This window comes from Paenibacillus sp. BJ-4, assembly GCF_020404765.1.
Taxonomy (GTDB): Bacteria; Bacillota; Bacilli; order Paenibacillales; family Paenibacillaceae; genus Paenibacillus.
Genome location: NZ_JAIVEM010000161.1, coordinates 49,462 through 72,033 on the forward strand (window position 1 = coordinate 49,462; position 22,572 = coordinate 72,033).

Here is a 22,572-nt window from a genome sequence, read left to right on the forward strand (position 1 = left end):
TTCCGCTTTCTTTCCAGAAAGGAGCAGTCATATGGATCCAATGAGCAGCTTTTGGATGTTGTTATTTGTCGTTGTCCTTATTATTTGGATTTTATTCGGTGCTAAATATCGAAAAAAACGGGGTAACCGAAGAACGCGCCGCCGTAATGCATTTTTCCGCAGCGCCCCTTCTCCTTCGTCCCTTTCAGATGAGCGTTATCCAGAGATTACGGATTTGAAAAAGCAACTGGAGTGTTCCATTCCTGCCTCTTATGCTCATAATATAAGGCAACGTGTAATGGAAGCCCACCCTGAGCTGACGGAGCAAGAATATGATTGGCGCTGGAATGAGCTCCAACGATATTTTATGCTGTGCGCGATTATGAATCGAGTGCCAATGTTTAGTCATGATGTGGATGAACTATGGCATGAAATGCTGATGTTTACCCGCGAATACCAGCAATTCTCGGAAGCCTTTTTTGGTCGTATGCTCCATCATGCCCCCCATTCCGGGGGCTCACAGCCTATACCGGGGGAGCGGGCATGGTTTGACTGGTTGTATGTGGAATGCTTTGGTTGGAACCGCTATAGCGCCAGCTTATGGGGAACTTTTTTCAATCATCCGTTACCTAGCGACGAACTCTCACACTATTACAAAATGACAGCTTCGGCACAGCCAGCAGGTGACCGCTGGAATATTCGAGCAGATACGAGCATTTCACAGCAGGCACAGCAAGCGGTTCACAAGATTGTGGAGCTGCTGCGTGAGCGAGTGAATACAGCTGTAGATGATCCTGAAGGCAAGCAGCGGCCAAGGGTCAACTATTTGCAAATAGATACCCTGTTGCTGGCCGCCATATGGTATTCCTGGTATCAACCTGAACAGTTTGCACTGCACATGCGCCCGGATGCTACAGGCAGTGCTGCATTAGCCAGCTCATCCGGATGCAGCTCGGCAAGCGGCTGCTCGAACTGGGATACGCACCACTCGCACCACCATTCCTCTCATGACAGCTCTCATGATGGAGGCTCTTCTCACCATCATTCGGGAGATTCCGGTAGCCATTCTTCATGCAGCAGCGGCTCCTCATGCGGAAGCAGCTGCGGAGGCGGGGGCGACTGATCATAGCAAATAGGGACATTCCTCAGCCATCACTGGCTAAAGAGATGCCCCTTTTTTACTCAATTCAATCAACCGGACTTTGTTAGCGAACGGTAAATATCCATATACGCTTCGGCTGATACATCCCAACTATACTCTCCTGCAAAAGCCGTTTGTGTAAGTTTGGACCAATGTTTAGGTTGGCGATAAAAATCCACAGCACGACGAATTGTATGCAGCATGTCATGCGCGTTATAATTCGTGAAACTAAAGCCGTTTCCTTCCCCTGTGGATTCATTGTAAGCCTGCACCGTATCGTTCAGCCCACCTGTTTCACGCACAATGGGTATACTTCCATAACGAAGCGCCAGCAGTTGGCTGATTCCGCAAGGCTCAAATCTCGACGGCATCAAATACATATCGCTTGCAGCATATATTTTTCGTGACAAAGGCTCACTGAAAGTGAGCTGCGCTGACATCTTCAGAGGATAGCGCCCCGCCGCTTCCCGGAACCAGTGCTCAAAAGCAGGATCTCCTGTGCCCAGCACGACAAATTGAATATCATCATAATATAAGATCTCGTCAAGCACTCTGGTTACCAGATCGAGCCCCTTCATATCGACAAGCCGGGTTACCATGGCCATTAATGGTACGTCCGGCCGGATCGGTAGTCCCAACTCCTTCTGCAGGCCCATTTTGTTTTCCCTCTTCTTTGCCAAACTGGTACGGTACTGCGTATAAATACGATTGTCCGTGGCAGGATTGTAGCTTGTGGTATCAATTCCATTCACTATCCCTGACAAGCGTCCCTGCTCTCCCAGCTTTCGAAGCAGACCGTCTAACCCGTATCCGTAAAACTCCGTCTGAATCTCCTCTGCATAGGTTGGACTCACGGTTGTGACATGATCCGAGTAAGTAAGTCCCCCCTTCATAAAATTCAGTCTGCCATAATACTCCACACCCTCGGGGGTAAAATAACTCCTATCCAGGTTGAGCAGTTCTGTTAAGACCTCATATGGAAAATCCCCCTGATACAGCAGATTATGTATCGTAAACACCGTGCGAATTTCGCTGTAGAAGGGCAAATGGCGATAATCAGCATTCAGAAGCAGCGGAACCATTGCTGTATGCCAGTCATGACAATGCAGAATATCCGGGTGGAAATCCAGATCAGGCAGTACTTCCAATATGGCCCGGTTAAAAAAGGAGAAGCGTTCGCCATCATCCATGTAGCCGTAAATGCCTTCACGACCGAAGTAATATTCGTTATCTATAAAATAAACCTTGATTCCATCCAATGTCAGTTCCTCTACTCCACAATATTGGTCACGCCAGCCTACGGCTACATGCTTTACCGCTACCGGGCGCAGAGAACGTTTATACGTATCAGGAATCCCCGCATATTTAGGCAAAATGATTCGGACGTCACACCCCGCCTGACGAAGTGCCTTCGGCAATGCGCCAATGACGTCAGCCAACCCACCTGTTTTAATAAATGGATGTGCTTCTGCTGCCGCAAACAAGATATTCATATGTGCTTCCTCCCTATGTGGTTAATCTGCTTTTTTAGGTCTCCGGGGCGCCTTCTTGAGTATAACAATGCTTAGGGGTGGGATAGTCACCTCCAGGCTGTAAAGCTGTCCGTGGCAAGGAATTTTGGCGGTCCGTATCAATCCGGAGTTCAACTGTCCACTCCCCCCAAAATCCTTATGATCGCTGTTCAGCATCTCAATATAGCTTCCTGCCTTTTGCAGTCCAATTCGATAATTTTCTCTTTGCACCGGCTGAAAATTAATAAGGACAACCAACGTATCTCCCGGCTTTTTCCCTTTACGCAAATACGTAATTACGCTCTGTCCACGGTCTTCCGCCTCAATCCACTGATAGCCGTCCCACGAATGATCCAGCTCCCATAATGCCCTTTCCTGTATATACAAATGATTCAGCGCTTTCGTATAGGCATGTACAGACCGGTGACTGTCATAATCCAGCAAAAACCAGTCGAGCTGATCCTCATCTTTCCATTCAATAAATTGGCCAAATTCCCCGCCCATAAATAAGAGCTTCTTACCCGGTGAGGTCATTTGGTAGCCGAGAAGCGCGCGTAGCCCGGCAAATTTTTGCTCATAAGTACCCGGCATTTTATCAAGCAGCGACTTTTTACCATGGACCACCTCATCATGCGACAACGGCAGTGTAAAATTTTCGCTGTATGCATAGGCTATGGGGAACGTCAGCAAATTATGGCGCTCCGGCCGATGGTCGAAATCCGTTTGAACATAATCAAGCGTATCGTTCATCCAGCCCATGTTCCATTTATAATTAAAACCGAGCCCCCCATCGCTTACCGGGGAGGTCACCATTGGCCAGGCACTGGACTCCTCTGCCATCATAAGGGCGTATGGATAATAGCGAAATACGGTCTCATTCAGTTGTTGAAGGAATGCGATGGCTTCCTCATTTTCGACGCCTCCTTTGGAGTTCATACGATATTGCCCATCCTGCTTTTCAAAATCCAGACGTAACATACTCGTCACCGCATCCACGCGAAGGCCGTCAATATGGTAGATCTCCATCCAGAACAACGCGTTGGAGATCAAAAAAGAACGTACTTCCGGCTTGCTATAATCAAACGTCAATGTTCCCCAGCCAGGTTTCTCTGCTATTAGCGGGTCTGCGTATTCAAACAGTGGTGACCCGTCAAATAATCTCAATCCATGGGCATCCTTGGCAAAATGAGCCGGAACCCAATCCATGAGCACTCCAATTCCCGCCTGATGACAACGATCCACCAAATACATAAAATCATGCGGTTCACCGTAACGGCTTGTCAGTGCAAAGTATCCGGTGAGTTGATATCCCCAAGAAAGGTCATATGGATGCTCACTCAGCGGCATCAGCTCAATATGCGTATACCCCATATCGGTCACATAAGGCACAAGAAGCTCAGCCATTTCCCTGTATGTATAAAACGTACCGTCTTCTTTTTGCCTCCAAGTACCCAAATGAACCTCATATATATGAAGAGGCTTTCCATAAGGTGCTCTGCGTTTTCGGCGCCAAAGCGCATCATTCCAATCATATCCATCCAATGAAGCAACCACTGAAGCAGTTGCTGGTCTCACCTCAGCACGAACCGCATAAGGATCTGCTTTCAGAAAACGTTCACCGTTTGCACCCGTAATATCGTATTTGTAAAAAGTTCCTTGGGATATCCCCGGAAAAAAACGACTCCAAAAACCGGATTTGGGAACCCTATATAAGGAATCCTGTTCCCCATTCCAGTTGTTACGATCTGTAGCAAGCCCGACATGGAGAGCATGAGGAGCCCAGACCGTAAAACGGACGCCCTGTTCTCCGTTCTCCACAGTAAGGTGGGAACCCAAAGATCGGTAGCTGAAATAAAGCGTTCCTTCATGAAACAAATAAATATCTTCCGGTGATACAGCCTGCTGCGGAAGAATTTGCTCTGTCATCACGTCACCACCCTTATATGTTTGTATCATACGAAATGTATGATTCGAAAAATGCGTTCGCTTTTCGGTCAAAGCTGACCTGAGTTATTACCCCATTCTAGCCACAATGAACAGAAAAATGACTACGAAAAAAATAAACCTTAGTTTTTGGGGTATCTTATACACCTGATGGTTTCAAGAGCACCCCATACCGTTTATGTATGTACTACAACAGACAACTAAACCGGGAGGGAAACGAAATGTTTAATAAAGAATGCATTGCCATGCTGCTGGCAGGCGGAGAGGGACGCCGTCTTGCTCCCCTTACTTCAACGATTGCAAAACCCGCTGTACCTTTTGGCGGTCATTACCGGATTATCGATTTTCCTCTCAGCAATTGCGTAAATTCAGACATTGATACTGTGGGTGTACTAACGCAATATGAGGCGGAATCTTTACATGAGCATATTGGAGATGGGACACCTTGGGGTCTTACAAAAACGGATGACAAAGGGATTACTCTGCTTCCATCCTATAATACAGGTAACGCTGAATATTTGGGAACTGCAGACGCTATTCATAAAAATATCGAATATATAGATAGTCAAAATCCGGAGCATGTACTTATTTTATCCGGTGACCATATTTACTACATGAATTATCGTGAAATGCTGAACTACCACAAGGACAAAGGAGCCGCGGCTACGATTTCTGTTATGGAGGTTCCTTGGGATGAGGCACACCGCTTTGGAGTGATGAGTGCCGATGCAGATTTGCGCGTTACTGAATTTGCTGAAAAGCCGGAGAAACCGGAAAGTAATTTGGCTTCAATGGGAATTTATCTTTTTAAATGGGACTACTTAAAAAGTTATCTGCTGGAGGACGCACTGGATGCTCAATCCAGCCATGACTTTGGTAAAGATATTATTCCCAAAATGCTGGCGGATCAAGAATCATTGTACGTTTATGAATTCCAGGGCTACTGGAAGGACGTAGGTACCGTTAAAAGCCTATGGGATTCCCACATGGACCTATTGGAAGAGAATTGCGCAATCGATCTTCAACGTACGGACTGGCCAATGTATACGCGTGAACGCCGCACAAGGCTCAGCGCACATAAAGTACCTAACCGTAAAACACACCCGATGGGCAGCCTATTGCATGACTCCTGCCAAATAGAAGGTCAAATTGAACGGTCTGTCATATTTAGTGGTGTCGAGGTAGGCAAAGGCTCAGCCATTAAGGACAGTATTGTTATGCCTGACACACGTATCGGGCGCAATGTGCATATTGAGCATGCGATTATCGGCGAGGGTGCTGTCATTCGTGATGGTGCTGTCATCAAAGGCAATCCGAGCGAAATTATGGTCATTGGGCCGAATGAAACAGTATTTGGCAAAATGGCAGTACGTCCGCAGACAGCCCGTATGCTGAAAGAAGCGTATGAGCGTAATACACGCCTGCGTGCTGAAGGCTTTACTTCATAACAGTATGCAATATTCAAAACAGCCAGCCCTCCATTATGTGAGGACTGGCTGTTTTCATGAAATCTGTAACTGACTTTAGTTATACATTCTATCCTTCCGTGAGCTGTGATAGCTCCGTGATCTGCTCAGCTTGCAAAGCAGGCAATGAAACTGTAATGGTGGTCCCTGCCCCCAGCTCACTTCTGATTAACATCTGTCCATGGTGAAGTTCTACAAACTGCTGTGAAATTGCCAATCCCAGTCCTGTACCCCCATTCTGATGGTCCACCTGGAAAAAGCGATCTCTCACTCTGGCCAGGTTTTCTTCACTAATCCCAATCCCTGTGTCTTGGACGGATATCTCAATATTGTCCCCGACTCGTTGCAGAGATAGAAAAATAATGGAGCTTTCATGAGAAAACTTGATTGCATTATCCACAATATTCAGAAACACTTGTTTCAGACGGTTTCCATCTCCATGAACGAGATATGCGTTCTCCTCTGAATCCAGTTGGAGCTTAATTTGCTTCATTTCAGCCTTGGCCCACACGTTCAGCATAATTTCCTGCAGCAACTCCCGTAGATCTACCGTTCCCATGACGAGTTTCATGGCGTTTTGCTCCAGCTTTGAAAAATCGAGAATCTCCTCTACCAAGCCGATCAGCCGATCCGTCTCCTTGGAAATAATCTGCATCCCGATCTTCGTTTCTTCCGGGTCATAGCCGCCAGAATTTAACGTTTCACTCCAACCCTTAATGGAAGTAAGCGGGGTTCGCAGCTCATGGGAGATGGATGAAATAAAATCATCCTTGATTTGATTCGTTCTGACAATTTCCTGTGCCATATAGTTCAGCGTCGAAGCCAGTTCACCCAGCTCATAGCGATAATCGCCTTTGATGCGTGCATCAAACCGCCCTTGCGCCATCTGAGCGGATACATCGCGGATATTGTTAATCGGTCTGACAATGGAATTCGCGAGTCCTGTACTTACTACAAACACGATAATCAATACAGCTGCCATGATTCCCACCGAAAACACCGTAATAGTGAACAACTTGTCATTTACCAACTCCAGTGAAGTTGTATACCGGATAATGTACACCTGATCGCCGACGATATTATCCAATTTTTTGGATACCGCCATCACCTGCTGCCCCGTACCCGGTTGCTTTCCGATCCATTTTCCCGTATCTCCAGCTAGCGCTTGTGTCACATCACTCGTCTGCACACTTAGATCTGCCGCAAAATTCGTCGAGTTATCAATTACATTTCCCTGTTCATCGAGCAATTGCAGTTCCGTGCCATTTAGGGAAAATGTATTCAACAAATACGATTGCAAGGATTGTTCCGGCTCCTTGAATTTGGAAGCAAACTCACTTACCGATGAGATGCGATTCTCGATTTTTTTATAAATGGAGTCATAATAATACGACCGGATGAGAATCATGAAAATGACCTCAACTAACAGAAGCGCCAAGAACACTACGAAAAAATAGTGAAGCACAATCTGTCTGCGAATCCCTTTTTTGATCATTGAGACTGACCTTTCCATTTATATCCATGGCCCCATACTGTTTGTAAAAAAGCAGGCTCGGAAGGATTGTTTTCGATTTTCTGCCGCAAACGTCGGATGTTGACGTCCACAATTTTCGGATCACCCATATATTCCTTGCCCCATACGTGATCAAGCAGAACATCTCGGCTGAGCGGCGTGTTTTCTTTTTCCAGGAAAAATTGAATCAAGGAAAACTCTGTCGGTGTCAGTTCGATCAGCTGACCATTTTTCTTAAATTGCTTGGCTATCAAATCCAGTGTGAACGGGCCGGACTGGAAGGATACCTTGGCCGCCGTTTCGCGATGCACATTCACCCTGCGCAGCAACGACTGAATACGTGCAATCAGCTCCGTCGGGCTGAAAGGCTTGCTCACATGATCATCAGCCCCTACAGACAAGGCATACACCTTATCCTGCTCCTGGACCTTGGCCGTGAGAAAGATAATGCCGATGCGCTCATTCGTTTCTCGAATTCTCCGACAAACCTCGAAGCCATCCATTCCAGGCACCATCACATCAAGCAGTGCGATATCAATATCCCGCACCGTATTCAAAATATTTAGTGCCTCATTTCCTTCCGACGCCTCCAGTACTTCAAAACCGTTGCGTTTCAAATTAATAACGATAAAGCTGCGGATGGATTCCTCATCCTCCATAATTAATACTTTACTCACTCTACTCTACCTACCTTTCCCCCATTTTGTTTTTAATCGATTTATTTGGTTCCAGCTCACTGGATCGCTTAATGCCAATCACCTGTGCATTCGTTCGCCACAGTTGGCTATAACCTTCGTTGTTTCGTTCCCATTGTGATAACGAGAAATATTTTATTTCCGCTATTGTTTTGTCTGTATCATCCAAGACGAACCGCAAATAGCTGTCCTTTTTTGAAACTTTCGGATCAATGGTCACCTTTCCGTGCAGCTCCTTAGGTAACCTGAAATAGACCTGCTCATTGGAATCACGATACTGCTGCTGCTTGAAAATCGTCCCTTTCGTCCCGTCCCACTGATAGAACGATACAAAATACGGAACCTCATCCAGCGGCTTGTTGCTCCATCCCTTAGGCTTCTCCAAGTTACCAAATTCCAGAATACCGTCACCATCCACATCACCACTGGCAATGGTCGCATCCTTGAAGGTAACATCCATAAGATTAAGCTTTCTCAGCTTGCCGTGATCCATCACAATGACATTGGAAACGGTAGTGGTCTGGGCAATTTGGGTGTCAATAATGATCCCCTGCCTATCCTTAGCTACCTTGCCAGCAACGACATTATAGACACTTAAGACCTGACTGTCCAAATCCAACGATCCGATTTCCTTAAAGGTTCCCCCGCTGAATTGGAATGTTTTGACCGTAAAAAATTCATTGCGACGAAGCAAAATAATCGTCAAATCATTCAGATTATCCCCATTTAGATCCATCTTGTTATGCTTAAAATCGTCTACGACAAAATCCGTATAGCCTGTAGCATATAATTTCTCTATGCTTCCTCCGGTGTAGGAATACACGATTAGCCCCTTCTGATCCCCGTTCTCGTCACTATCTCCGCTCGAAAAACCCGCAACAATATCGAGCGTGCCGTCATTTGTTAAGTCCACAAGCTTAAATGATTCCAATAAGGTGCCTTCTCCATCAAATGTTAGCTGCTTTACCCACGTACCTCCCTGATCCACAAACAAGGCACCGTGTATTTTTACACTTTCATCCGGCGTTTCATAAAAGAGCACGGCCTCGTCCGTGCCATCATTGTTCAGATCACCCGTCCGGATTGGTGTTGGGTCATCCGGGTCATTCGGTCTTAGTGGCTGTACCCCTCCTAGTTGCGTAGTTACCGCACCATTCAGCTGCTGCTTCTCGTCAGACATCGTCGGTGTCTGCATCAGCGAAACCGGATCGCTAATGACATTACAGCCGCTCAAAAATCCAGCAAGGAGCAGCAATACACAGCAGCCAGTCAACATTCTCAACAGCATTATTTTCACTTCTCTTGCCGTCCCCTTCATAATTTGTTCTTTTCTGCTTGTGTCAACCGCCTGCCCTGGATATCAAACACCAGTTTGCCATTATTCAGTCCCCATATACGGGTCGCAAAGCGTTCAGCCATTTCCAGCGGCAGTACAGTAATGACTGTCACCCGTTCATCAGAAGACAGCTTGCGGAAGGTATCCATTACATGTGCCGCCGAAGTGGGATCAAGACCATTTACAGGCTCATCAGCCAAAATTACCTTGGCTCCGTGAACGAGGGCACGCGCTGTCGCTACCCGCTGCCGTTCGCCGCCGCTGAGCTTGTCGCATTTATCATGCGCCTTATCCAGCAGTCCCAGTTCTTCAAGTACATCCATTGCTCCCATATAATCATCAGAACGCACCATACCCGTCACCATTCTCCACCATGGAGTTTGACCTGATCTGCCAATGAGCACATTTTTGAGAGCGGTCCGATTCATATTTAGATGCGGATTTTGCTCCAGGTATGCCCATTCCCGCTTTATTTTCATCTTGCCCGTCCAACCGGATTTCAGCACATCATTACCGTCAACAATCAAGCTGCCTTCTTGCCAGGGCTCTTGCAAAGCAAGACAACGAAGCAGCGTTGTTTTGCCGCTTCCACTTGGTCCCACTATGGCAATGAGCTCGCCCTTATGAATATCGGCATCAATTCCTCGAAGTAATGGAGTCCGCTCAGGCCCCACTTGCTTGGTCAGCTTCTGAATTTTAATCATCTATGTGATTCCCCTTTATCCGCCATCGATACTGTCTATAGTTTATAGCAAATATGGAACAAATACCATGCAAACCGCAGTTTTAAGCCGTCAGTACTCTTTTTCTGGTCAACAGTCCCAGCAAGCCAAAAACGACGTAGCTACCTCCAAGAACCAAAAACATACTACCTTGGGTTCCGAAGTCCAGCAGTCCTCCGCTAATATTCGGTCCGATCACGCTTCCCAGATTAAAATGAAAAGATGCCAGTACATTGGCCGCTGCCAAAAATGATTTGGGCAGCAGATCAGCTGCATAAGCCAAACCAAGGGAGAAAAAAGAGCCGACCAATCCACCTGCTATGGTCAAAAGCACCAAAGTGAACATAAAATGATTGCCACTCCAGGGCAACAGCATAAAGGTCAAGCCACCTGTTATACCTACGCTCATTAGCACCTTTTTACGTCCCCAACGGTCACTTAATATACCTAGCGGAAGCTGTAGCACCAACCCACCCAAGCTGACAAACGGCAGCAATGCGGCAATTTCAGCAGTATCGAAGCCAATACGCAGGCCGTAGACCGGAAAATTGCTGTTCAGACTGGCTTCCATATAGCCGTAGAGAAATGCAGGCAATAAAGCGTACCATGCCCAGCTGTAGCTGCGCCGGAATCTTTGTGCAGGACGTGCCTCGGTTGCCTGCTTCTCCGGTCTGGAATCCGGCAGCTTCATTAGCACCAGCAGCAAAACAAGCAGGCACAGCAAGGACAGCGCAGCAAACGGAACCAGCGTTCCATAATCAAGCAGCCATAATCCCAGTGGCCCCATTGCAAAGCCCAGACCATAGGACATACCATAAAAGGAGATGTTGCGGCCACGGTTTTCAGGTGGAGTCACTAGCAAAATCCACAGTTGGGCAGAATAGTGGAGCGCGCTGTCACCTATACCTACCAGTAGCCGCAGTACGAACCACACCCGGATATCAGGGATTAGCGGGAATAGCAGCAGCGTCACCAGTACAAGCACCAAGCCTCCGGCCATCAGCTTTTTGAATCCCAACCATCCTAGTGTCCGTTCAGCCACCAGCGTCATGGCGAATGAACCTATATATAACGCAGCCGCATTCATTCCATTTAGCGAAGATGACACTCCCATTTGCTCTAACGAGATAGACAAAATAGGTAATAGCAAACCTTGACACAATCCGGCTACGATAATAACCGCAATTAAAATAAAATAATGAACACGTAACGACAATGACATCATGGTTCCTCCTGGTAAAAACAATAAAATATCAACAGCAAAAATGAATGTTAGGGAATCATTTGCATTTAATACCATAATCAATAATAATTCTTATCTATATACATGCTATGCTGTCATGAAGAAGCAGCTAAAAACATACAAAATTCTGGTGATTTTAACGTATTGCAGAAAAGAAGAAAAAATCGTCATCTGAGATGACGATTTTACGGAAAGAGCTTGTCTGATATGTAATCCGACTCCATTCGTTAAGGAGTCACGTATGTTCAATCCGAACCTCTTCATGTCACAGCGCATTAATTCATATTATAGTGGACAATGCCTGGCAGAACAAGCCATAATAAATAAGTGAGCAACTTCAAAATGCTCATGTTGTGCTTATGGACGGGCTTAATTCGTTCACCGCTCTGGGCTCGAAGACAGAATAGGAGGCATTTGATTCCATGAGTTATCAAATTAAAATAGACACTTCTCCAATTTACGAATTATTGGGCAGCTTCATGGCCTATGTAACGAAAAAGTGGGTACACGATATGGACTTGGGGCATGAATGGATCGACAAGGTGGATGCTCGGCTGCAACACGAGGTTCGTATTGAGCTTGCTACAGCCCAGGATTGCCCTTTTAGCGATTATGATGCACTCTATGCCTGGGCTTTGCTTCGACCGGAGTCGGATGAAATATCCGACTATATCTCTTATTTGGAGCACGGCCCGGATAAAGATATGTTTGAGTTGCTTGTTCCGCACATCCCTTTTTTAACCCTTGAAGAATCTTTACGTATACGTAAGGTATATGTACCACTCCTCAAATTATGGGACCGCGATTATTTTCGGGTTTTGGAAGGTGAGCTGCGCGCACTGGCAGAGGAAGACGCTGCGGAGAAGCGTATGCTTTTGAGCAAGATGGAGCCAGAAGCATTGGTTGAATACGCCACAGCTGGATTGATCGTTCCACATATGGAAGATCTGGATACAGTTGTCCTGTTTCCAGTCGTCCATAATCGCCCGATTAATTCATACTGTTTTTATTCACGTATGCTGCTGATCCAGTATCCGGTAGACATACCCGAGGAAAGCGAGGAAGAACCGCCTACGCTCCTGCTGCGGCTCACTCGTGCAGTCAATGATCCGCAACGACTGCGAATTTTGCGTTATGTGGCTCAAGGCCCTAAATCTCTGGAAGAAATGCGCCATGATTTGAGCCGATTGGAAGATACGCTTATGTCTGATATGATGATTTTGCGAGTGGCTGGTCTGCTTCGCATTCACATCGGGCGCTATCATAAAGAAAAATTCAGCATCCGTCCCGATGGAGCGGCTGATTTACAGGTATTTTTGGAATCCTATATTGGATTGTAATTAAACTGCACCTTTAGTTATAGAGAACACCGTTAAAGCTTTGGCTTGGAAGGAGTATGTATCATGTCGTATCCGAAGCAGCACATTTTATTTGATCTTGATGACACTTTGGTCCACTGCAACAAGTATTTTGACCAGATTCTCAACCACTTTTTCGATTTGCTTCAGGAATGGTTTGCCGCCCATAACCTGAAGGAAAATACAATTCGTGAGAAACAAATCGAAATTGATGTGGCTGGTGTTCATCAGTTGGGCTTTGCCAGCGAGCATTTCCCACAATCGTTGATTGATACGTACCACTTTTTCTCGGAACAATTCGGACGTCGTATAGATTCTCGGGACGAGCAGGAGCTTCGCTCCCTTGGACGAAGTGTGTACGAGCAGGAAATCGAACCGTATCCAGGAATGATCGAAACATTGAACTCACTCCAAAAGGCCGGACATTCCCTGCATCTCTACACTGGCGGTGAGCAGATCATTCAGGAAAGAAAGATTGAACAAATGAAGCTGGCTAATTATTTTGATGAACGCATCTATATACGCCAGCATAAAAATGTCGAAGCATTGGAAGAAATCATCCAGATGAATCGCCTTGACCGAAGCATTACCTGGATGATCGGAAACTCCCTGCGTACCGATGTATCTCCAGCTCTTGCGGCAGGTATTCATGCTGTATATCTCAAGCAGCCCAAGGAATGGATTTACAATATGGTTGAACTGCAAAAAAACGCGAATTCCGTGCTGTATACGATACAGAAGCTAACAGAAGTACCACGAGTGATACACGAAAGCATACAATTGCATCAACAAAAAAGGACCCTCGGATAGGGTCCTTTTTTGTGATTAAAACATATTAGCCTGTTCAGTCTGTCCAAATCATCGCCTGGTAACCTTTTTTTCAATTTTCCTCACGAACGCTAAGCTGCCCTGTCCCCGGTTCATTCAGCACAATTCGCGCTTTGACGGTCGATCCATCTTTACGCTTAAAAGACAACAACTGCGTCTGTCCCTTCGTCAGCAGAGACTTGAGCATCGTTTCCGTAATCTGCTTGCCAGCATATTCCTTCCAGACGACAAAGCCACATCCCTGCTTGTAGTGGCTGCACCCGTACCCCTTGCGGCCTTCAATAATGCTTCCTCCGCAATTGGAGCGTGGGCAGCTGCCCAGAGCCTCCCGTCGGCTCGGTGAAGCACCTGACGGACCGTTGGAGGAGCTGCGCGCTGCTCCTGCGGCTGAAGCCGCATCCGAGGTACGCTCCAACGTTGCGCTTCCAACGCTGCTACCGCGACCTGATGAGACGCGCGTTCCTTTGGCGGCTGTGCGTCCACTCGCACCTGCACTGCGGGTGCTCCCTTTTCCAGCCGCACGTTTGCCCCTCGCTTCCTCGCCAAAAGCATTTGCCGGAGCTGGTGGCTGCTGCCTCACCTTGTCAATGATGGACAACGTAAATCTCTTAACGTTATCCATAAACTTCTCCTGAGCTGCCTCACCCTTCGAAATTTGATGCAAGCGGCGTTCCCATTGTCCCGTCATTTCCGGCGAAGCTAACAGATCGACCCCTGCGTTACGGATCAGGTCAATGGCCATTTTCCCCTTATCCGTAATGAGAATCTTTTTGCCTTTCATTTCAATGTAGCCGACCTTCTTTAATCGTTCAATGGTGGCGGCACGTGTCGCAGGTGTACCTAATCCAGCATCCTTCATAACCTCGCGTAATTCCTCATTCTCCATCTGCTTGCCCGCGCTTTCCATCGCTTTCAGCAATGTGCCCTCCGTGTAGCTTTTAGGCGGCTGAGTCGCCTTTTCTTTCATCTCGGCGCGAATACAGTCCACTTGACGACCTGCATCGATCTCAAACGTCTTGTCCGTCCACTCGTCCGTCTCCTCTTCTTCCTCTTTCTTGGATGATTTACTCTTTTTACCTTTATCCTGGTCAGCCTTGCTCAAAACGACTTTCCATCCCAAGGAAAGAAGCTCCTTGATACTTGTTTTAAACAGATGTTTGTCCACCTGCGTCATCACGGTATGCATTTTATATTCAGCGGGAGGGAAAAAATGTGACAAAAACCTGCGAATAATCAGGTCATATATATTTTGTTCCTCCTTGCTAAGCGTTTCTGGCCTTTTCAATGTTGGCAAAATAGCATGGTGATCCTCAACACGAGACGGATTACAGACCGATTTATTCTGTTTATGGACCAAATTAGGGTTTGCTTCTTGTACCAGCTCAGCATAAGGCCCTGTGCCCAACATACGCAGCGCCTTGTGCATCCCGTCTATATTTTGTTCTGTCACATAATTGGAATTGGTACGCGGATAAGAAATGACCTTATGCCGCTCATAAAGAGCTTGTGCCACATCCAATGTTTTTTTGGCCGAATAACCGTACTTGGCATTCGCCTCGCGTTGAAGCAACGTCAAATCATACAGTTTAAAAGGATACTCCTTCGTTTGCTTCGTATCATACTTGGTAATGCTGCCTGTTTTGCCGCGAACCGCTGCAGCTATTTCCTCGGCCTCTTCGGGTTTAGTTAGTCGATCCCCCTGCCACGCACCTTTATACTTGATCTGATCTTGCTTAAACTCAGCCCATACATCATAAAAGGTTTGAGACTGAAATGCCTCAATTTCCTTTTCCCGATCATGGATTAATGCCAGCACAGGAGTCTGGACCCGCCCTACCGATAGCAGCGTGTTATGTCGTGTTGTGAAGGCTCTGGAGGCGTTCATACCGATCAGCCAGTCCGCTTCACTTCGTGCCCGCGCAGCCTGAGTCAGAAATTCAAATTCTGAAGCATCTCGCAACCGTTCGAAGCCTGTCGCAATACTTTCTGCCGTCAAATCTGAGATCCACAGTCGCTTGACGGGCTGACGCAGCTTCAGCTGCTGTTGAATCAACGCAAATATATGCTCACTAATGGAAAGTTCGCATATGCATGTTGTGAAAAAACCTTTTATATGTCCTACTCCGTTTAATCCAACGACATCTAATAATTTCATAACTTCACTCCTCGCATAGGGATTTTTTCGTCTTTTAGAGAGCTGGATTAAACCAGTTAAAGGATACATAGAATCAAATGCATATTTATACATTTTGAGTTGTAGTACTTGAGTCATAATGACGCACGCTTTTCAATAAAAAAAGAGCAACTTAAAAGAAATCATACGGGACTCGATTGAATCCTGTAATGAAATCTTACAAGTGCTCTTTTGCCGCCTGGCTAGAGCTCGATGCAACTCTTGTCACATCTCGCATAATGATTCATAGTCATACGTTTAATTTAATTATTTTACCTAGTCTTGTCAAGATAATATCCTTACTTCGGTTTAAATTCAAAACCGACCCTACCTTCTTCCTTTTTCCAGACAAGTGCGGCCTCGAAAGTTTTGTCACCTTTTTTGAATCCCTTAATAAGGTTTGTCCTCCCTTTCCCCAAAAACCTCTTGATCTGCGTTTCTGTTATGGTTTTACCCAATACTTTTTTAGAAAATGAAAAATCGCATCGCGGCCTTGCCGAGCAACTATAAGCCGCCCCTTTATCTATAACATCCTCTTTGCATTTCGGACACGGACCAAGACCTAAACCTCCAGAAACCTTATCCGCTTTTTCAGTCTGCTCTTTACTCTCCATACTTTTTGCTGTAAAAGTCCAAGTCATCGAGTTTCGAATTGCATCATCGACAATTTTTTGCGACAATCTTTTAGCCTGCTCCATAAACGATTGCGGGGACGCATTGCCTTGCCCGACATCATGAAGTCGTTGTTCCCACTTGGCTGTCATTTCTGCGGATGCTAATATGCTGTCGCCTAAAGCATCGATCAATATAATCCCCTTGCTTGTAGCATAAACCATGTTTTTCTTTACCTCAATATACTTGCGGTCTTTAAGAACTGAGATGATACCGGCACGCGTGGCCTCCGTGCCCAATCCTTCTGTTTTTTCAAGAATTTTCTCTAACTCTGCGTCTTCAAGATGCTTTCCAGCCGTCTTCATTAAAGTAATCAATTGCCCTTCGGTGTATCGCTTTGGAGCCTGAGTTTTTCCTTCTTTTACAAGTAATTCTTCAACTGTTCCTGAGTCGCCTTGCTCCAATGGAGGTAATACATCTGGTTCGGATTCTTCCTGAGAATCAGAATCATACAGAACTTTTCGCCAACCTTCCTGCACAATAAGTCTTCCTTTGGTGAGAAATGTTTCTTGATCACCTACGACTGTAATTAAGCGCGAATAATCAATAATAGCCTTATCATAATGCGCAGCTATCAGCCTCTTGACAATCAGCTCGTATAAATTACGCTCTTCTGGTTTCAATCGTCCGATTTGGGGGATCACTTCTGTTGGAATGATCGCATAGTGATCACTTACTTTTGCCGCATTGACAAATCTCTTATTATTGGCAATAGATTGTATGGGCAAAGGAAAGAAATCCTTGAATGATTCTTGACGACTTAACTTTGAAAGAATCTCAGGAAATTGCCTGGCTTCTTCAGGTGTTACATAAGCCGAATCCGATCTCGGATAGGAAATGTATCCTTCCAGATAAAGCTGCTGCAGCGCATTTAAACAATTTTGAGGCGAATATTTATAAATTTGATTGGCAACTGCTTGCAATGAAGATAAGTTAAAGAGCTGTGGCGGTTGAAATTCTTTTCGCTCTCTCTCAATTTCATTGACTGATGCCAGCTTATTTTCACAGTTTCTTTTGACGGACTCCGCTTCATCCCGACTTGCAAACCGTGTTTGCTCCTCCCGAAACCATGTGCCTTCATAGACAGTATCATTTATTAGGAATTTGGCTTTTAATTCCCAGAACGGTTCCGGTTTGAAATTCTGAATTTCTTTCTCGCGTGCTACGATTAGCGCCAATGTCGGACTTTGTACACGCCCAGTTGAGAATACTTCTCTAATTCCTCTACGCTGGAACAGAAGTGAATATACCCGTGAACCATTCATTCCTACGAGCCAATCAGCGCAAGAACGGCTAACGGCTTCATAATATAAGGACCGGGTATCCTCTTCACCTTTCAAATTCATAAAACCTTGTTCGACGGCTTTGGGTGTTAACGATGATATCCATAGCCGTTTCATAGGTTTGTTCACTCCAACAAGCTGAACCGCTATGCGGACTATGTACTCTCCTTCCCTCCCGGCATCCCCGGCATGGACGATTTCTTTGATATCTGGACGCATTAAAAGGGATTTAATCACTTGAAATTGCTTGGCTTTAGAAGGAGAAACGCGATGTCTAAATTTTTCGGGTAATATCGGCAAAGTGTCTAGACTCCACTTCTTAAGACTAGGATCGTATTCCTCTGGAGGCACCAATTCGCAAACATGACCAACAGCCCAAGTCACTAGGGCTCCTTTTGGAAATGTATCGTTCGGTGAGATTTCAATATACCCTTGTTGTTTTTTATGTTTAAAAGGTGAAGCCAACTTCGCCCCTTGATCCGGTTTTTCCGCAATAATAAGTTTCAATATGTCACGGACCTTTCTGAGAGAACTATAAATTGATTATATCAGCAAATCGGTTCAATTTCATGACTTAGAATTATATACAGCAAAATGATAATAAGTGGTATGAAATAGTTGCTGGGCTTCACTCCCTCTTTTTTTATATCCATTCTTAGGTAAATTCAATTTTCTTTTCAGACATCACATTGAATCTTGATAATTAGGGCTTTCTTAGCGGATCATGTTTTACGATGTTACGAGCAAATGAACGGCGAGCCTTGACAAAAACCATTGCAAAAGAGGCAAAAAGAGACCCCGAAGTCTCTTTTCAGGTTCATCACCAGCAGTTGTGTAAGCGCAAAATAGCCCCCACCTTGTTCCCAAGATGATGGCCTGTTAGTCTTAGTTTGATTGAAATAGGCGGCACGTCAGTGGGAGCGAAGGCGACCATGGCAACAATTCGTCTAGCTCAACCGGATCTTTCGGATTCGCAAGCTGCGGAAGCTGTTCGAGCAGGTCCGTCAAATACTTGAAAGGATTTAGCCCGTTTTTCTTCGCTGTTTCAATGACACTGTAGATCGTTGCACTGGCTTTTGCTCCGTGTGGCGCATTGGAAAAAAACCATTTTTTTCAATGATAACGAGCGAATACCAGCCGCTTCCGTCCGGTGAAGAATAGACGGTCGAGTACGCAAACCACATCGCCCCGGCATCGTGTCCGCTGTCGATATGCAATTTCACCTTCAATTTGTCATTAGTCCTATTGGCGATCCGCCAACATTTTAACTTTATCTTGACTAGCTTAAACCATGCTATTAATAGTAAACAAAGTAACGAATTTCACCGATAATGTTACTTTGTTTACGGGATATCTTAACTCTGTAAACAACGTATTCAGCGTAGTGGTGCCTTTACAATGAGAGGCATCGGATAACCTTGCTAGGTAGGGCTTGCTGAACGGGTCACATTTTACAGTGGAACGAGCAAGCGGACCGCGAGTCTCAACCACAGCCATTGCAAAATAGACAAAAAGAGAACCCGAAGTCTCTTTTCGAGGTTCATCACCAGCAGTTGCAGCCCGATCACGGTCTCGCTCGTCGTCTGAAGGTGTGCTCGAATACGGCCAAACCCATAACTGCGCTTGCCTTCGCCGAACTTGCCTTCCACCGCATTGCGTGCGGCTGCATCCGTCTTGGCGATTTTCTTTTTCTCCTGCTGATCGGCTGACGGACGACCCAACTGCGGTCCGCTTAAGCGAATTCCCTCTTTGCAGAAGCGCAAGTTGTCGCGGGTTCGATAGATCTGGTCGGCCAGCACCGCTTTGGGATAATAACCAAATCTGGCGCGGTAACGCTCTACGGCGTCCTGCAATGTCTGCCCTTCGTTGTAGCTATCCCACGACAGATGCTCGCGGAAAGCGTAGCCGTTCACCACGCTAATCGCCAGCTTCTCTCCGAACTCGACGTTTGCCCTGGCTTTGCCGCGCACGATCGGTCTGACATGTGGCTGTGCGATACTGACAATCCGATCCGATATGCTGTGTGTCCGCTTGTCATACATCGTTTGCTGCTGACGATAAAGCTCTTGAATGACCAGCAGTTCCTTGTACAAACGCCGCGGCAGGCCGCTCGTCATATCGGCGAGTTCGGCGATCATGCGCAGATCACGGGAAACGAACCTGAGCTGCTTGCCGATCGCTTTTCGCATCGCGCGCGGCTTCACGCGCCGCTGCTTGGCAACCGCCAGATAGGCTTTGCGGGCACGCTCTCGGTATGTTCTGGGCTTGCGGGTCTTTCCACGTTCCGGTTCGTGCAGGATGTCGATGATCTTCTCCAGCTTTTCTCTGGCCTGATTCAGTAACGACAAATCCGTCGGGTAGGCGATATCCGCCGGCGCGCAGGTAGCGTCCAGCAGCAGTTCGCCCTCGTTCGTCAGTTCCATCTGCTGTGGCTGCGTTTCTGAAGGCTTACCGGACGCTGCGTCAGTTCCGCTGCCAGGTTCATCGTCGTCCGATGAATCATCCGACACTTGCGCGCTTCTTCCAGAGCGATCCATTCATTCACTTCATCCAGAATTTCGCCACCCAATCGCTTGCGGAAATGCGTCATGAGAGAATGATGAAACGGACGGCGGTACCGATATTCCGGCAGACCGAGGAAGTACTGCAGATACGGGTTCTCCAGAATCTGACGAAGTGTCTCCCGATCATCGGTGCCAAGCCGCTCCTGGATGATGAGTGCGCCGAGCGCGATACGGATCGAAACGGCTTTTTGGCCCTTGAGGCTTTTCTTGAAGTTTTTCGCATACTTCTCTTCGAGCATCCACCACGGAATCATCTGGGCCAGCAGCACCCAGCGGTTATCTTCTGCGAGCTTTCCGCCGAACGGCAGAAAAAAGTCGACGGGCAGGTTCATCTGGTTCTCGGTTCGCTGATACAATCCTGACGCCTCCAAGTGCACGGTTTTTCACGGGGCTGCCCCGTTTTCCTTCGACATAAGAGGCCCTAAACCCTTGTGCCTGTTGGAGTTTTGATTCGTTCAGCAAGCCCTAGGTAAACCGTGTCCTATGGGCATCGGCGCACGTGTTTAGACTCCGATGCCGCGAGGCTCATTGTCAAGGCGAATACGTTGTTTACATGTCTTCGATGTACACGCCCTTGATAATCAAGGATTTTCTAAAAGCGAGTTGAGATAATTAACGAAAATATACGCTAAGTATTAAACGGATTAATGACCCTTTGGCGGCTCAAACATCATATTGTTTAACTGGTTCACAAAAATACCTTCGTTCGGGCCCGGGTTGTTTCGAAATACTTTCGCTTCTTCCACTAGAACCTCGTCCGCATCCGTACCAAGTACCTTCATCGTTTCATCAATGAATGATGCTAGTAGCATAGAGCTCGGATCGTTATTGAAATACGTTTGAACCCCTGGCGGCGCAATTTCCAGGATTTTCACCGATGTGTCTTTAAGCATGTACCGTTGGGATAGCGTATAGGAATGGAGCGCTGCTTTCGTCGCACTATAAACAGCAGCACCCGCCAGTGGCACGAATCCAAGTGACGAAGTCGTGTTGATAATAACCGCTTCTTCTTTGGACTTCAAATGCTCGAGTATCTACATAACTTTTCACAAATAGTATATTGTACATATTTTTTAGAGAGAATGCCTGTTTTAGAACCTTCTCTTTGTTCTTATTCAAAAATTTAATTGTACAATTCTCTAGGGCCTGTACGCAAACCTATTTGAGCCATAAACGAATTGAAAGCAGCGTCAAAAAAGCCATGAACATGTTCGCTGTTTTTTCATAGCGAGTGGCCAAGCGTCGATAGTTTTTTACTTTGTTGAAAAAGCATTCAATTAAGTGTCGCTCTTTATACGTTTCAGAATCTAACGGGCGCTTTACCCGCCGATTGCGTTTGCTTGGGATAACCGGAGTGATCGCTCGGCTTTGCAAAAGCTCCAGAATGGCATTGGTATCGTAGGCGCGATCAGCCAACACTTCGCCCGGGCAGAAGTCCAGTTCATGAAGAAGGCGATAGCCGGTGACAGAATCGTGGTCTTGTCCTGGCGTCAATTCGAAACGCAGCGGATAGCCGAGCGCATCCACCATCGCATGAATTTTGGTAGTTAATCCTCCGCGCGAACGTCCGATTGCTTGCCGGTCCTGCCCCCTTTTGCGCCCGCTCCATGTTGATGGACGCGGACGATGGTGGCATCGACCATGACCTGCTCCCAATCCGGCTCGATGGCGACATGCTTCAGTATTTCACCCCAAATATTCGCTTTTTGTAGCCGCCAGAAAAAGCTGTAGGCTGAAGACCAAGGGCCATAGTAACTCGGTAAATCCCGCCATGGCGCGCCCGTTCGAGCAACCCAAAGCACGGCATTGAGCATCTGGCGCCGATCCTTGGGCGGACGTCCTCCCTGTTTTTTTCGGGCTGGGGGCAACAGGGGGTCAACTATATTCCATTCTTCATCCGTTAACTCGTATCTTCGTCTCATGTGCCTTATTTTACTAGATTTCTACGAGTTGTACAGTTTGCGTACAGGCCCTAAAAAAATCGGGCTGAAAAAACGCATTTTTCAGCCCGATTTTGCTTATCTTTTTTTAAAATCCACCTTAGTTCTTACCGCCATAGCCCTTATAAGTAGCGTAAACTGCATCTGCATATTGATTGGCCAGAATAGGACGGCCATAAGAGTCTGTAGCTCCCGGATACCAGT

16 protein-coding genes and 2 pseudogenes are annotated in these 22,572 nt (G+C 46.5%); 4 read left to right on the forward strand and 14 right to left on the reverse strand.

What is annotated here, in order from left to right:
- The first annotated feature begins 31 nt into the window (after positions 1-31).
- Positions 32-1,102 (forward strand): hypothetical protein, encoded by a 1,071-nt coding sequence (locus LCF57_RS23665; protein ID WP_226002887.1) that lies wholly within the window; start codon positions 32-34, stop codon positions 1,100-1,102.
- Between the two features lie 68 nt (positions 1,103-1,170).
- Here the strand turns inward: LCF57_RS23665 and glgA are convergent, their stop codons facing one another.
- Together glgA and glgB are read right to left on the reverse strand one after the other, a co-directional pair.
- Complete coding sequence (glgA, locus tag LCF57_RS23670; protein WP_226002888.1) at positions 1,171-2,613, reverse strand: glycogen synthase GlgA; 1,443 nt, start codon at positions 2,611-2,613, stop codon at positions 1,171-1,173.
- A gap of 21 nt (positions 2,614-2,634) precedes the next feature.
- Positions 2,635-4,557, reverse strand: a complete 1,923-nt coding sequence (gene glgB / locus LCF57_RS23675) for a 1,4-alpha-glucan branching protein GlgB (protein ID WP_226002889.1) — start codon at positions 4,555-4,557, stop codon at positions 2,635-2,637.
- A 239-nt stretch (positions 4,558-4,796) separates the two neighbouring features.
- On the opposite strand from glgB, the gene LCF57_RS23680 reads away from it, so the two are divergent.
- Positions 4,797-6,023, forward strand: coding sequence for a glucose-1-phosphate adenylyltransferase (locus LCF57_RS23680; protein WP_226002890.1), 1,227 nt, complete (start codon positions 4,797-4,799; stop codon positions 6,021-6,023).
- Positions 6,024-6,111: 88 nt separating this feature from the next.
- Here LCF57_RS23680 and LCF57_RS23685 read toward each other — a convergent pair whose 3' ends face one another.
- The 5 genes from LCF57_RS23685 to LCF57_RS23705 form a co-directional block, all read right to left on the reverse strand.
- Positions 6,112-7,536 carry a sensor histidine kinase gene (locus LCF57_RS23685; RefSeq protein WP_226002891.1) on the reverse strand — a complete coding sequence of 475 codons (1,425 nt, stop codon included), beginning with the start codon at positions 7,534-7,536 and terminating at the stop codon, positions 6,112-6,114.
- Positions 7,533-8,231, reverse strand: a complete 699-nt coding sequence (locus LCF57_RS23690; protein WP_226002892.1) for a response regulator transcription factor — start codon at positions 8,229-8,231, stop codon at positions 7,533-7,535. The genes LCF57_RS23685 and LCF57_RS23690 overlap by 4 nt, the downstream gene beginning before the upstream one ends.
- 10 nt (positions 8,232-8,241) lie before the next feature.
- On the reverse strand, positions 8,242-9,567 hold the full coding sequence (locus tag LCF57_RS23695) for a hypothetical protein (protein WP_226002893.1): 1,326 nt from the start codon (positions 9,565-9,567) through the stop codon (positions 8,242-8,244).
- A complete protein-coding gene (locus LCF57_RS23700; protein WP_226002894.1) occupies positions 9,564-10,289 on the reverse strand; it encodes a phosphonate ABC transporter ATP-binding protein in 726 nt (241 codons plus the stop codon). Before LCF57_RS23700 ends, LCF57_RS23695 begins: the two co-directional genes overlap by 4 nt.
- A gap of 82 nt (positions 10,290-10,371) precedes the next feature.
- Entirely contained in the window at positions 10,372-11,529 is a 1,158-nt protein-coding gene (locus tag LCF57_RS23705) for an MFS transporter (RefSeq protein WP_226002895.1), read from the reverse strand.
- A gap of 443 nt (positions 11,530-11,972) precedes the next feature.
- Here LCF57_RS23705 and LCF57_RS23710 point away from each other — a divergent pair, with 443 nt between their 5' ends.
- Both LCF57_RS23710 and LCF57_RS23715 read left to right on the forward strand, forming a co-directional pair.
- Complete coding sequence (locus tag LCF57_RS23710; protein WP_226002896.1) at positions 11,973-12,890, forward strand: ArsR family transcriptional regulator; 918 nt, start codon at positions 11,973-11,975, stop codon at positions 12,888-12,890.
- A gap of 63 nt (positions 12,891-12,953) precedes the next feature.
- Positions 12,954-13,718: an HAD family hydrolase gene (locus LCF57_RS23715; RefSeq protein ID WP_226002897.1), complete on the forward strand. Its 765-nt coding sequence runs from the start codon at positions 12,954-12,956 to the stop codon at positions 13,716-13,718.
- A gap of 70 nt (positions 13,719-13,788) precedes the next feature.
- Here LCF57_RS23715 and LCF57_RS23720 read toward each other — a convergent pair whose 3' ends face one another.
- From LCF57_RS23720 to LCF57_RS23750, 7 genes and pseudogenes are all read right to left on the reverse strand, one after another.
- Positions 13,789-15,891 (reverse strand): type IA DNA topoisomerase, encoded by a 2,103-nt coding sequence (locus LCF57_RS23720; protein WP_226002898.1) that lies wholly within the window; start codon positions 15,889-15,891, stop codon positions 13,789-13,791.
- Positions 15,892-16,208: 317 nt separating this feature from the next.
- Positions 16,209-18,371 carry a DNA topoisomerase III gene (locus LCF57_RS23725; protein ID WP_226002899.1) on the reverse strand — a complete coding sequence of 721 codons (2,163 nt, stop codon included), beginning with the start codon at positions 18,369-18,371 and terminating at the stop codon, positions 16,209-16,211.
- 378 nt (positions 18,372-18,749) lie between these two features.
- Positions 18,750-18,872, reverse strand: coding sequence for a hypothetical protein (locus tag LCF57_RS27995; protein ID WP_301336225.1), 123 nt, complete (start codon positions 18,870-18,872; stop codon positions 18,750-18,752).
- A gap of 14 nt (positions 18,873-18,886) precedes the next feature.
- On the reverse strand, positions 18,887-19,093 hold the full coding sequence (locus LCF57_RS23735; RefSeq protein WP_080771912.1) for a hypothetical protein: 207 nt from the start codon (positions 19,091-19,093) through the stop codon (positions 18,887-18,889).
- Positions 19,094-19,315: 222 nt separating this feature from the next.
- A pseudogene (locus LCF57_RS23740) lies at positions 19,316-20,784 on the reverse strand (IS5 family transposase).
- Between the two features lie 288 nt (positions 20,785-21,072).
- Positions 21,073-21,459 (reverse strand): annotated as a pseudogene (locus LCF57_RS23745) (SDR family NAD(P)-dependent oxidoreductase); the annotation flags it as partial.
- A 127-nt stretch (positions 21,460-21,586) separates the two neighbouring features.
- Positions 21,587-22,350, reverse strand: a protein-coding gene (locus LCF57_RS23750; RefSeq protein WP_102163329.1) for an IS5 family transposase whose coding sequence is annotated in 2 segments (ribosomal slippage) — positions 21,587-22,014 and positions 22,014-22,350 — 765 coding nt in all. Because the reading frame shifts where the segments join, the coding sequence is not laid out codon by codon here.
- Between the last annotated feature and the right edge of the window lie 222 nt (positions 22,351-22,572).